Here is a 12,571-nt window from a genome sequence, read left to right on the forward strand (position 1 = left end):
GTTGGGAGGCTTACAGCGCGTGCAGGATGTCTTCGACGCGGTCTTTGGCGTCGCCGAACAGCATGGCGGAGTTGTGCCGGAAGAACAGTGGGTTCTGCACGCCGGCGTAGCCGGAAGCCATGGAGCGCTTGAAGACGATCACGTTGTCGGCGTCCCACACGGTCAGCACCGGCATCCCCGCGATGGGGCTGGACGGGTCTTCGGCGGCGGCCGGGTTGACGGTGTCGTTGGCCCCGATCACCAGGACCACGGAGGTGTCGGCGAAGTCGTCGTTGATCTCGTCCATCTCCAGCACGATGTCGTAGGGCACCTTGGCCTCGGCCAGCAGCACATTCATATGCCCGGGCAGTCGGCCGGCGACCGGGTGGATGCCGAAGCGCACGTTGACGCCGCGGTCGCGCAGCTTGCGGGTCAGCTCAGCGACCCCGTACTGGGCTTGGGCGACGGCCATGCCGTAGCCCGGGGTAATGATCACCGAATCCGCGCCCGAGAGCAGTTCGGCGACGCCTTCGGCGGTGATCTCGCGGTGCTCGCCGTAGTCCTTGTCCTCGGCGGGGCCGGCTTCGATCCCGAAGCCGCCGGCGATCACCGAGATGAACGAGCGGTTCATCGCCTTGCACATGATGTAGGACAGGTAGGCACCCGAGGAGCCGACCAGCGCGCCGGTGATGATCAGCAGGTCGTTGGAGAGCAGGAAGCCTGAGGCGGCCGCCGCCCAGCCGGAGTAGCTGTTGAGCATCGAGACGACCACCGGCATGTCCCCACCACCGATGGAAGCCACCAGGTGCCAGCCCAGCGCCAGCGCCAGCACGGTCACCACGATCAGCGACCACAGCTTGGGCTCGTTGACGAACCACACCGTCAGTGCGACGAACGCAACCAGGGCGCCGATGTTGAGGAAGTTCTTGCCGGGCAGCATCAGCGGGTTGGACTTCATCCGCGCCGACAGTTTGAGGTTGGCCACGATGGAGCCGGTGAAGGTGACCGCACCGATGAACACGCCGATGAACACCTCGGCCGAGTGGATGCCGAACAGCCCCTGGGCGGCCAGTTCGCGAGCGTCGGCGCTGCACGGGCTGTTTTCTACGTGCAGGTAGCCGTTCCAGCCGACCAGCACGGCAGCCAGGCCGACGAAGGAGTGCAGCAGGGCGATCAGCTCGGGCATGCCAGTCATCTCGACCACCTTGGCGCGCCACAACCCGATCGCCGCACCCACCACGGTGGCTCCGATCAGCAACGCCAAGCCGACCGGATTGATGTCGTGATGCACCGCCAGGGTGATCGTCGCGGCCAGCGCCACCGCCATCCCGAGGATGCCGAAGCTGTTGCCGGCCTTGGACGTCTCGTGGCGGCTCAGCCCGGCCAGGGCCAGGATGAACAGCAAGGCCGCGACGATGTATGCCGCCGAGGCGGCGGTCTCAACTGAAAACATAAGCGGGGTCTACTCCAAGTCGGGGTGCGCAGCGCCTAGCTGCGGGAGAACATGGCGAGCATGCGGCGGGTCACCGCAAAACCACCGAAGATGTTGATGCTGGCCAGCAGGATCGCCGCGGCGGCCAAACTCGTGATGGCCGGGTCGCCGTGGCCGATCTGCAGCAGCGCGCCCACCACGATGATTCCCGAGATCGCATTGGTCACCGACATCAGCGGCGTGTGCAGCGCGTGGTGCACATGGCCGATCACGTAGTAACCGATCACGATCGCCAATGCGAAGACGGTCAGGTGCACCTGCAGCGCCGCCGGCGCCAGCGCAACCAGCGCGAACAGCACGGCCGCAGCCGAGACCACCACACCCAGCCGGCGCCCGGCCGACATCGGTTCCTTATTCGCCTGCGCGACCACCGGCGCTTCGGCGACCTTCGCCGGGGCGGCCGAGACCTGCACCGGCGGCGGGGGCCACGTCGACTCACCGTCGCGCACCACGGTCATCGACCGCTGCACCACATCGTCGAAATCCAGCACCAGCTGACCGTCCTTGCCCGGGGTCAGCAGCTTCATCAGGTTGACCAGGTTGGTGCCGTAGAGCTGCGACGCCTGCGCGGGCAGCCGGCCGGCCAGATCGGTGTAACCGACGATCGTCACCCCGTTGCCGGTGACCACCGCCTGATCCTTCACGGTGCCCTCGACGTTGCCGCCGTTAGCCGCAGCCATATCCACGATCACGCTGCCCGGCTTCATCGACGCCACCATCTCCGCGGTGATGATCCGCGGCGCAGGCCGACCCGGAATCAACGCCGTGGTGATAATAATGTCGACGTCGGCGCACTGATCGCTGTACAGCTGCGCCTCGCGAGCCTTGTAGTCGTCGCCCATCTCCTTGGCATAGCCGGTGGCCGACACCTCAGCTTCGGGGTCTTCGATGGACAGGTACTCCCCGCCGAGCGAGCGGACCTGGTCGGCGACCTCCGGGCGCGGGTCGGTGGCCCGCACGATCGCACCCAAGCTCCCGGCCGCACCGATCGCGGCCAGACCCGCGACGCCGGCACCTACCACCAGTACCTTGGCCGGCGGCACCTTGCCTGCGGCGGTCACCTGGCCGGTGAAGAACCGCCCGAAGGTATGGGCGGCCTCGACCACGGCGCGGTAGCCGGCGATGTTGGCCATCGAGCTCAGTACGTCCAGCGACTGGGCACGCGAGATCCGGGGGACGGCGTCCATCGACAGTGCTGTGATGGGCCGGCAAGCCAGATCCTCCACCCGTTCCGGGTTCAGGGCGGGCGCCAGCAGGCTGATCAGCGTTGCGCCCGGCTTCATCCCATCCAGCTGCTCGGCCGACGGGGCGTTAACACCGAAGACAATGTCGGCGGCGCGCGCATCGCCGATAGTGGCGCCGGCCTCGACGAACGCCGCATCGGAGAAGGACGATGCTTCCCCAGCACCAGCATCCACCACCACGTCGTAACCGAGCTTCATCAACGCCGCGACCGTCGTCGGCGTCGCCGACACACGCGTCTCACCAGGCAACGCCTCGGAAAGGACACCTATAATCAATCTGCTTCTCCGTTAATCCCGAATCTGATTGGCAGCACATCTATCTCGCCAGGAATGACACCCGAAAGAGCCGACCTGAAAGCACCCGCTGCGCCACCCACGCATCAGCCACGGCAACGTGAAGCCGGGGAAATGCGAGAAGTGTTCGTCGACGACGGTCAGGTCGATATCGTCCAGCGCGACACCTGTCTCGCGGGAGTTCCTTGACGACACTCAGGTCTCCAACCCCAGGATGACAACCTTCTTCTTTGCCCCGCGCTTCGTCCACCTCGGCAGTTTCAGAATTTCCCCGACAGCACGGCCAGAAGGCCGAGTCAGGCCAAGTAGCGGTCGACGACTTCCGGTCCGGTTGAATTCAGCAAAATGGACAACTCCAATAGTTTATCCTTCGCCTCTTTGGGCAGAAGTTCGATCGACGAGGTCGTCGAGGAATCATATTTAGCCGCAGCATGACGAGCCAGGAGCTCGTCTTTCTGGTCCTCGGTGACGTCCAGGACCAGCACTTTCATCCCGGCGAATTCGTCATTCGCACGGTCCGCCATGCCGACCTCTTCGAGTAGACGCAGGCGCTCGTCATTGATCCAGATCTTGATCTGGACACCGGTAACGCTTCGGGTCATGTCAGTACTCCAGTTTTTCGAGAGAGAAGATCGGTTGCCTGTCTTGCAGATATTTCTCCGTCACGAATGGAGTACCTTCCCCATAATCGATTGCCGCCTTCATCGTGACGTCGTAAACTTCTGGCCGCATCACCATGCGCGTCGGCTTGACCTCATCGGTGAGCACGCTTCTGATCACACTGCCGCTGAAGCTCTGCGCCACTGAATCGTGACCGCAGAGGCTGGAGTTGGCCACCTCCATGCACTCGGGGCAGTACCAGTTCTCCCGGAGGAAGACCGGCTTGACGGCCAGTTTCTCCCGATAGCGGACGAGGAGATCTTGAGCGTCATAGGGCCGGTAGAAGTCGCCGACGCCGGCATGGTCTCGGCCGAACATGTGGTGCGTGCAGCCCAAGTTTGCCCGCAATATCGCGTGGAATATCGCTTCCCGCGGGCCCGCGTATCGCATGTCCCAGAGCGTGAGGGTGACCATGTGCACGTTCTCGCGAAAATAGTTGTGGATGCGCAGTGCATCGTGGGCGAGAAGAATCGACTCGTCGATGTAGTCACCGACCCTCTTCTCCCCGATGATCGGGTTCACCAGAACCCCGGTCCGGGACTCGGAGATCGGCATGTCCTCATTTGCGGCGAACCATGCGTACTTCATCAGACTCTCGTGACCGGTATGCGGGACATTCCTGGTCTGGTGAGCGACCACATGTTTCCAGCCCTTCGTCCGAAGAGCGTTGATGTGCTGTTTGGGAGTGCGCCAAAACGATCTGAACGGCTCGTTGAAGACGGGTTCGTTGACCAGCGTTATCGGCCCGCCGATGAACGTGCTCTCACCGGACATCACCCGTTTGACGCCCGGGTGGCGGGCATCCACGGTGCCGTAGGTTTTCTCCGCCATCTTCTCGAGGTCGAAGTCGTAGATCTCCTCGACGTCGAGCACGGCCATCGGGGTGTTCTGGTATTCGAGGACGACGCGACTTTGCTGGTCAACCCCGTATCGCTTGAGATCCTCGCGCGAAATATCGAGGACGATCGGGATGCTCCACAAAGTGCCGTCCGGGAGTTGCATGTCCTCCAGGGTTGTCTCGACCTGCTGCCGGCCCATGAATCCGGTCAGCGGCGTGAAGAAGCCGTAGGAGAGGTCAATGACCTCGTGGGCGATTGATCTCTTTATCGGAATCCGTGGCAGGGCCGCGATTCCCGGGATCGCGTCGAGGGACGACACCCGTTCCACGATCGGCATGCCACCGTGGCCGATGTACTCCATGTTCTGTTCCCTTTCCTGAAGTCTCCGCAATCCGGGGACGCCGCTGTGCTGTCAACGGATTTGATCCACGTTTGCGGTTCAGAATCGTCCCGACGCTGAACAGCAGTGAACGCTGTTGCTGCACAGGAGGTTTCCGAACGATCTTCAACATACTGCGAGTTGCCTGTCGCAACATTGGTCCTGGCAACAAGTAAACGTTGTGGCGTCACAAGGTTTGCCGAGCTACCGGGGGTGTCACCGGCGGGGAATCATCAATACCGAGTGGCCAATCCGAAGATTGCAGCAGCCGTGAATCGCCGACTCAGATCTGCTCACGGGTAGCAGAACCGCGTTGATGCGGGCGGCGCAGGCCAGGACATCTTTCCTTGGGAGGAAACACCGATGACCACCACCCAAACAGCCAAGGGGCGCAGTGAGGGCCAATGGGCGCTCGGGGAGCGCGAGCCCCTCAACGACAGCGAGCGGATGAAGCAGGACGATGCGCCGCTCAATGTGCGCGACCGCATTCTCAACGTCTACAGCAAGCAGGGCTTCGACAGCATCGACAAAACCGACCTGCGCGGCCGGTTCCGCTGGATGGGGCTCTACACCCAGCGCGAGCAGGGCTACGACGGAACCTGGACCGGCGACGAGCATATCGACACCATCGAAGCGAAGTACTTCATGATGCGAGTCCGTTCGGACGGCAAGCCGATGTCGGTCGCCACCATGCGTACGCTCGGCCAGGTCTCCCAAGAATTCGCGCGCGACACCGCAGATATCGGCGACCGCGAAAACGTGCAGTTCCACTGGATAAACGTCGAGGACGTGCCGGCGATCTGGGACCGTCTGGCCACGGTCGGCCTGCAGACCACCGAGGCCTGCGGTGACTGCCCGCGCGGCATCCATGGCTCACCGCTGGCGGGTGACTCGGTCGATGAGGTGCTCGACCCCTCACCGGCGATCGACGAGATCCTGCGGCGCTTCATGGACAATCCTGAGTTCGCCAACCTTCCCCGGAAGTACAAGACGGCGATCTCGGGCCTACAGGATGTCTCACACGAGACCCACGACGTCGCGTTCATCGGTGTCAACCATCCAGAGCTGGGTCCCGGGATGGACCTGTGGGTCGGCGGTGGACTGTCCACCAACCCGATGATGGCGCAGCGGCTCGGGGCCTGGGTGCCCCTCGACGAAGTCCCCGACGTCTGGGAAGCGGTCACCATGCTGTTCCGCGACTACGGCTATCGGCGACTGCGCTCGAAGGCCCGCCTGAAGTTCCTCGTCAAAGACTGGGGCGTCGAGAAGTTTCGGCAGGTTCTGGAGACCGAATATCTACAACGTGAGCTGATCTCCGGTCCCGCACCCACGCCGGTTCCGCACCCGATCGACCATGTCGGCGTACAGCGGCAGAAAAACGGGCTCAACGCGATTGGCGTCGCACCCATCGCCGGGCGGGTGTCCGGAACAATCCTGTGCACGGTGGCAGACCTGATGGAACAGGCCGGAACGCAGCGGGCCCGATTCACCCCGTATCAGAAGCTGGTGATCTTGGACGTACCCGACGACAAGGTCGACGAGATGGTGGCCGGCCTGGATGCGTTGGGATTGCCGTCCCGGCCGTCGCTGTGGCGAAAGAATCTGATGGCGTGCACCGGAATCGAGTTTTGCAAGCTGTCTTTCGCCGAAACCCGGGTACGTGCGCAGACGCTGGTCCCCGAGCTCGAGGAGCGGCTGGCCGACCTCAACGCAACACTGGATGTTCCGATCACCGTCAACATCAACGGCTGCCCGAACTCCTGCGCCCGGATCCAGGTTGCCGACATCGGATTCAAAGGCCAGTTGGTCGACGACGGCAACGGTAACTCGGTCGAAGGCTTCCAGGTGCACCTCGGGGGAAGCATCGGCGCCGACAGCGGTTTCGGCCGAAAACTACGCCAGCACAAAATCACCAGCGATGAAATCGGCGACTACATCGACAGAGTGGTGCGCAACTTTATGAACCAGCGGGAAGACGGCGAGCGCTTCGCCCAATGGGCGATCCGAGCCGAAGAGGCGGAATTGCGTTGAGCAACCAGGAGGATACGTTGGACGAATCCAAGTTACGTGAACTGGCGGACCGCGGAGCGGCTGAGCTCGTCGATGCGACAGCGATCGAGCTGCTGCGCTGGACCGACGAGAACTTCGGCGGGGACGGCGCCTGCGGTTACGTGGTGGCGTCGAACATGGCGGACGCGGTGCTCATCGACATGGCCGCCAAGGTTCGCCCCGGAGTTCCGGTGTTGTTCTTGGACACGGGTTACCACTTTGCGGAAACCATCGGCACCCGCGACGCCACGATGGCGTCCTACGACATCGACATGGTGAATGTCGAGCCGGAGCAGACCGTGGCCGAGCAGGACGCCGCCTACGGCAAAGATCTGTTCGCCAGTGATCCTGCGACGTGTTGCCGGCTGCGCAAGGTCGAGCCATTAGCCAGGACACTTCGCAACTACTCGGCATGGGTGACCGGTTTGCGCCGGGTAGAGGCGCCGACCCGCGCCAACGCGCCGCTGATCTCCTACGACGAACAGTTCCACCTGGTCAAGATCAATCCGATCGCCGCCTGGTCGGACCAAGATATGGCGGACTACATCGCTGAGCATCACGTGCTGGTCAACCCGCTGGTGGACGAGGGTTATCCGTCGATCGGCTGCGCTCCGTGCACCGCCAAGCCGGCGCCGGGTTCAGATCCGCGCAGCGGGCGCTGGCAGGGTAGCAACAAGACCGAATGCGGGCTGCACTCCTCATGACCCCGCTCATTCTGGCCGCTCACGGGAGCAGAGATCCGCGATCGGCGGCGAACCTACGCGCCGTAGCCGACCGGTTGGCCGAGAGTCGCCCGCGCCTGGACGTGCGGGTGGCGTTCTTGGAGCACAATGCGCCGAGTCTCCGGGACGTTCTTGCCGCGTTGCCGATCGGGCGGCAGGCAGTGCTCACGCCGTTCCTGCTGTCGAGCGCCTACCACGCCCGCATCGACATTCCCGAACAGGTGAAAAATTGCCGAACAGCTCTGCGCAATGCGGACCCGCTCGGTGAGGACGACCGGTTGATCACCGTGATGCACGACCGGTTGGCGGAACTGGGCGTCTCCAAATTCGACACTGAGCTCGGCGTGGTGGTGACCGCGGTCGGTTCTTCGGTTGCCGAGGCGAATGCCCGGACGGTGCAGGTAGCTTCCAAGCTGGCCGCCGATACCTGTTGGGCCGCGGCGACGACCGCGTTCGTGACCGGGTCGGGCAAGACTCCGGAGCAAGCCGTAGACGAGTTGCGTCGACGGGGGATCCGTCGGGTGGCGATCACACCCTGGTTCCTGGCTCCGGGCCTTCTGCTCGACCGTGTGGCGAAATTCGCTGCGGAGAGCAAGATTCCGCTTGCGGAACCGTTGGGGGCGCATCCGCTCGTCGCCGAGACGGTGGCGAACCGCTACGACCGGGCGCTGGCTCAGCCGGCCGCCGCCTGATCCTAGCAACGCCAACCACTTCGATGCCCGCTGCGACCAAGAGCGGCAATGAATCGAGAATCGACAGGACTTTCAATGCCCGACATCAACAGTCCCGCCACGGTGACCATCACCGACGCTTCCTTCGCCTCGGAGGTGCTGTCGAGCAAACTCCCTGTCCTCGTTGACTTCTGGGCTACCTGGTGCGGCCCGTGCAAGATGGTCGCCCCGGTGCTCGAAGAGATAGCCGGAGAGAAGGCCGACCAGCTCGTCGTCGCCAAACTCGATGTCGACGCCAATCCCGAGACCGCCCGGCAGTTCCAGATCTCTTCGATCCCGACGCTGATCCTGTTCAAGGACGGTAATCCGGTAACCCGGATCACCGGCACCAAGGGCAAGGCGGCGCTGTTGCGGGCACTCGCCGAACACGAGTGACCGGCTACCCGCCGTGGCAGGACGGGGCATCGTGAACCGACGGGCCCGCATAGCCAACACCTTTTTCTGGCCGCCGGCGCAGCCCGCATCGAGCTGATGCCCCGCGGGGAATCCGCCGGGCACATTCGTCGGCGCATGCGCCCACCCCGGGAAGGCTCGGAAGCCGGTTCCCACGGCACGTGGCATCTCGGCCGCTGCATCCGATGCCCAGGCCGGCGGGACCGTTGCCCGACGAATAGGCAAGCGTCGGTTCCCGTATCAGCGGGCTTCTTCTCCGGAGATCGGCAGTCCGACCAACACGTCACCGGCCACCGCACTTGCCGAGGACCGCGGCTCCGGCTCCGCGGCAGTTCGGCCCGACATGACCGACCGACTGGCATAGGGGCGGCGCACGTATGCCAGCCAGGTGATCGCGGCGGCCGCGGCGTAGATCACCAAGAACAGGCAGAAAGCCGATGTGTCCGATCCGGTGCTGCGGTACGACGCGCGCAAAGCCATGTCAACGCCGACCCCGCCGGCCGCCCCGGCCGCCGCGGCAAATCCGATCAACGCCCCTGACGTGTTCCGCGACCAATGGCGGCGTTCGGTTTCATCAATTCCGGGTCCAAGCGAGTGACTGCGCGCTTCAATGACCGCGGGAATCATCTTGAACACCGAGCCCTTGCCGAATCCGGCCAGCGTGAACAGGCAGAGCAAGCACGCGACATATCCGACCATGGTGCCGGTGGTTGTACCGCCCGCAGAGTGATCACTGCGGATACTGATGGCGACCAATGCGGCTGTGGTGGCGATCATCCCGACGAAGACGACAAGGGTGACCCTGCTGCCGCCGACCCGGTCTGCCAGTCGACCACCGTAGATCCGCGACAGCGCCCCCAGCAGCGGCCCGATCCAGGCGAACTGGGCAGCGTGTAATGACGCCGCCTTGGCGGCTTGTCCTGCAGCGATGAAATTGACCGTCAGCACTTGGCCGAACGCGAACGAGAATCCGATGAACGTCCCGAAGGTGCCGACGTAGAGCAGCGCGAGGACCCAGGTATCAGGCACGCGCATGACGTCCCCCAGCGTCTCCACCTCGATCGCGTGGTCCAGGTTGTCCATCAACAGCGCCGCCGCTATCGCCACGGCCACCGAAAGAACCAGGTAGATGCCACATACCCAGTACGGTTTGCTCCCGACGGTGCTGAGGACCAGCAGGCCCACCACTTGGACGCCGGCCACCCCGAGGTTACCGATGCCGGCGCTGAGACCCAAAGCCCCGCCCTTGAGCCGTTGCGGGTAAAAGGCGTTGATGTTGGCCAGCGATGCCGCGTAGTTGGCGCCTCCGCATCCCGTTAGTGCGGCGCACATCACGTACATCCACAGCGGTTGGCCCGGGTTGGCCAACAGGAGGATGGTCCAGACGCTCGGGATGAGCAGCAGCAACGCCGAGAACACCGTCCAGTTGCGGCCACCGTAGCGCGCAATCGCCAGGGTGTACGGGATCCGGAGCGCGGCCCCGGTCAAGGTGGCGGTGGCAGTGATCAGCAACTTGTCGCCGGTCGAGAGCCCGTACTCGGATTCCGGCATGAACAGCACCATGACCGACCAGAGCGCCCAGATCGAGAAGGCGACGTGGTCGGCGGCCATCATGCACAACAGGTTGCGCCGCGCGATATTCTTGTTGCCGCCTTCCCACGCAGCAATATCTTCAGGATTCCAATCGAAAATTTGATGACTGTGCGTCATTCAAACTCCTAGCAGCCGAAAGCGGGTCGCCGTGGACAGTACGCCCGCTAGGTCATGGGCTCCGTAATAATTGCTGTCGATTACCAGTGAGCGCCTGCCTCGGCAAATCAAAGAACTATCACCATCAGAATTCTCAGGCGAGCGGATGCTTATCATGCACTTAGCCGGCGCAAGAAAGCATCCCTGGTCACATTTAAGCAGCTCAAGGTATGGTCCAAGCAACTTCTCCGCGGCTTCGACCGCCCCGATGAATCACAACAGTCAATTGTCACAAGCCCTCGTTGACCCGGTGTGGCATTAGGCCAATTGCGTCGCAAAAGCTATACCTCAGCACTTTGTGACCCTACAGCATTTGGTTGTGTGTGAGGAATGCGTTACCCCTTCGTCACGGAATGACGTGCACCGCCTGAGGTAGGCTCACGGCGAGATCACTGATCAAATACGTTTTACCGATATCTGCTGACGGCGGAGGCCGGTTCGAACCGAAAGGCCCACAATGTCTGCCACCACCAGGGTCCACGACGTGATTGTCATCGGTTCCGGTCCAGCCGGCTACACGGCTGCCCTGTACACCGCACGTGCGCAATTGGCGCCGCTGGTATTCGAGGGCACATCGTTCGGCGGTGCGCTGATGACCACCACCGAGGTGGAGAACTACCCGGGATTCCCCGAAGGGATCACCGGCCCCGAGTTAATGGATCGGATGCGAGAGCAGGCGCTGCGATTCGGGTCGGAACTGCGCACCGAAGACATCGACTCGGTATCCCTGGCCGGCCCGGTCAAATCGGTTGTCACCGCCGACGGCGAAACCCATCGAGCACGGGCCGTCATCCTGGCGATGGGTGCGGCGGCGCGGTACTTGAATGTCCCCGGCGAACAAGCACTGCTCGGGCGCGGGGTGAGTTCGTGCGCGACGTGTGACGGATTCTTCTTCCGCGACCAGGACATCGCAGTAATCGGTGGCGGCGACTCGGCGATGGAGGAGGCCGTCTTCCTGACCCGATTCGCCCGCAGCGTGACACTCGTCCACCGCCGTAACGAGTTCCGCGCCTCCCGAATCATGGTGACCCGGGCCCGCGCCGAGGGCAAGATCCGGTTCGTCACCAACAACACGGTGGTCGCCGTCGAAGGCGGCGACACGGTCACCGGACTGCGCTTGCGCGACACCGCGGGTGTCGAATCGGTACTCCCGGTGACCGGTGTGTTCGTCGCGATCGGCCACGACCCGCGTTCGGCATTGGTACGCGATCAGGTGGCAGTCGACGCCGACGGCTACGTGTTGGCCCAGCCCGGCAGTACCCGCACGTCGCTGGAAGGCGTTTTCGCGGCCGGCGACCTGATGGACCGCAGGTATCGCCAGGCGGTCACCGCCGCCGCTTCGGGTTGCGCAGCCGCTATCGACACCGAGCGCTGGCTGGCCGAGGGCAATCCACCGACGGCGACGCCTGCCGTGGGAGGCGTGGGCGCCTCGACCGACAGCGGCCTGCTCGAAGCACTGCCGTGAGTGGCGGACGGTGCACGGCCCACCGACGCGCGACGGCGTGGGGAGAGCGATTTGGCCCGCTAACCGCAAGGATGACGTGTTGTGTTCAACGTGCTGTTCTACTCACCGCGGATCCCGCCCAATACCGGCAACGCAATCCGCATGGTGGCGGCCACCGGCGCGCAACTGCATCTGGTCGAGCCGCTGGGCTTCGACCTGTCCGAGCCCAAGCTGCGCCGCGCCGGGCTGGACTACCACGACCTGGCTTGGGTGCGAGTGCACGCGTCGCTGCCGTCGGCATGGGAGGCGCTAGGTGACGGCCGGGTGTTCGCGTTCACCGCCGGCGCCCACATCCCCTACACCGATGTGAGCTATCAGCCCGGCGACGTGCTGATGTTCGGCCCCGAACCCACCGGCTTGGACGAGGCGACACTGGCCGACCCACACATCACCGCTCGAGTGCGCATCCCAATGCTGGCCGGGCGGCGGTCACTGAATCTGTCGAACGCCGCCGCCGTCGCGGTCTACGAGGCGTGGCGCCAGCACGGGTTCGCCGACGGGGTGTAGCCACCTTCAGCCCAGCCTCCGGGTGAGGC

The 12,571-nt window shown here is 63.9% G+C and carries 11 protein-coding genes and 1 pseudogene; 6 read left to right on the forward strand and 6 right to left on the reverse strand.

Annotated elements, in window-relative coordinates:
* Positions 1 to 10: 10 nt before the first annotated feature.
* From pntB to sat, 5 genes and pseudogenes are all read right to left on the reverse strand, one after another.
* Positions 11 to 1,432 (reverse strand): Re/Si-specific NAD(P)(+) transhydrogenase subunit beta, encoded by a 1,422-nt coding sequence (pntB, locus tag NM962_03275; protein UVO13186.1) that lies wholly within the window; start codon positions 1,430 to 1,432, stop codon positions 11 to 13.
* Between the two features lie 35 nt (positions 1,433 to 1,467).
* Positions 1,468 to 2,991 carry a Re/Si-specific NAD(P)(+) transhydrogenase subunit alpha gene (locus tag NM962_03280; GenBank protein UVO13187.1) on the reverse strand — a complete coding sequence of 508 codons (1,524 nt, stop codon included), beginning with the start codon at positions 2,989 to 2,991 and terminating at the stop codon, positions 1,468 to 1,470.
* Positions 2,992 to 3,081: 90 nt separating this feature from the next.
* Positions 3,082 to 3,208, reverse strand: a pseudogene (locus NM962_03285) (NAD(P)/FAD-dependent oxidoreductase).
* A gap of 97 nt (positions 3,209 to 3,305) precedes the next feature.
* Positions 3,306 to 3,611, reverse strand: a complete 306-nt coding sequence (locus tag NM962_03290) for a hypothetical protein (GenBank protein UVO13188.1) — start codon at positions 3,609 to 3,611, stop codon at positions 3,306 to 3,308.
* Position 3,612: 1 nt separating this feature from the next.
* Positions 3,613 to 4,869, reverse strand: a complete 1,257-nt coding sequence (gene sat, locus NM962_03295) for a sulfate adenylyltransferase (GenBank protein UVO13189.1) — start codon at positions 4,867 to 4,869, stop codon at positions 3,613 to 3,615.
* 381 nt (positions 4,870 to 5,250) lie between these two features.
* Between sat and NM962_03300 the strand changes: the two genes are divergently transcribed.
* The 4 genes from NM962_03300 to trxA all read left to right on the forward strand — a co-directional run bounded on the left by NM962_03300 (position 5,251) and on the right by trxA (position 8,764).
* Entirely contained in the window at positions 5,251 to 6,918 is a 1,668-nt protein-coding gene (locus tag NM962_03300) for a nitrite/sulfite reductase (GenBank protein UVO13190.1), read from the forward strand.
* Entirely contained in the window at positions 6,882 to 7,640 is a 759-nt protein-coding gene (locus NM962_03305) for a phosphoadenylyl-sulfate reductase (GenBank protein ID UVO13191.1), read from the forward strand. Before NM962_03300 ends, NM962_03305 begins: the two co-directional genes overlap by 37 nt.
* On the forward strand, positions 7,637 to 8,350 hold the full coding sequence (locus NM962_03310; GenBank protein ID UVO13192.1) for a sirohydrochlorin chelatase: 714 nt from the start codon (positions 7,637 to 7,639) through the stop codon (positions 8,348 to 8,350). Before NM962_03305 ends, NM962_03310 begins: the two co-directional genes overlap by 4 nt.
* Positions 8,351 to 8,425: 75 nt before the next feature.
* Positions 8,426 to 8,764 (forward strand): thioredoxin, encoded by a 339-nt coding sequence (trxA, locus tag NM962_03315; protein ID UVO13193.1) that lies wholly within the window; start codon positions 8,426 to 8,428, stop codon positions 8,762 to 8,764.
* Positions 8,765 to 9,022: 258 nt separating this feature from the next.
* Here the strand turns inward: trxA and NM962_03320 are convergent, their stop codons facing one another.
* Positions 9,023 to 10,492 carry an MFS transporter gene (locus NM962_03320; GenBank protein UVO13194.1) on the reverse strand — a complete coding sequence of 490 codons (1,470 nt, stop codon included), beginning with the start codon at positions 10,490 to 10,492 and terminating at the stop codon, positions 9,023 to 9,025.
* A gap of 496 nt (positions 10,493 to 10,988) precedes the next feature.
* Here NM962_03320 and trxB point away from each other — a divergent pair, with 496 nt between their 5' ends.
* Together trxB and NM962_03330 are read left to right on the forward strand one after the other, a co-directional pair.
* Entirely contained in the window at positions 10,989 to 11,996 is a 1,008-nt protein-coding gene (trxB, locus tag NM962_03325; GenBank protein UVO13195.1) for a thioredoxin-disulfide reductase, read from the forward strand.
* Between the two features lie 81 nt (positions 11,997 to 12,077).
* Complete coding sequence (locus tag NM962_03330) at positions 12,078 to 12,542, forward strand: tRNA (cytidine(34)-2'-O)-methyltransferase (GenBank protein ID UVO13196.1); 465 nt, start codon at positions 12,078 to 12,080, stop codon at positions 12,540 to 12,542.
* Positions 12,543 to 12,571: the final 29 nt, after the last annotated feature.

This window comes from Mycobacterium sp. SVM_VP21, from assembly GCA_024758765.1.
GTDB lineage: Bacteria > Actinomycetota > Actinomycetes > Mycobacteriales > Mycobacteriaceae > Mycobacterium > Mycobacterium heraklionense_C.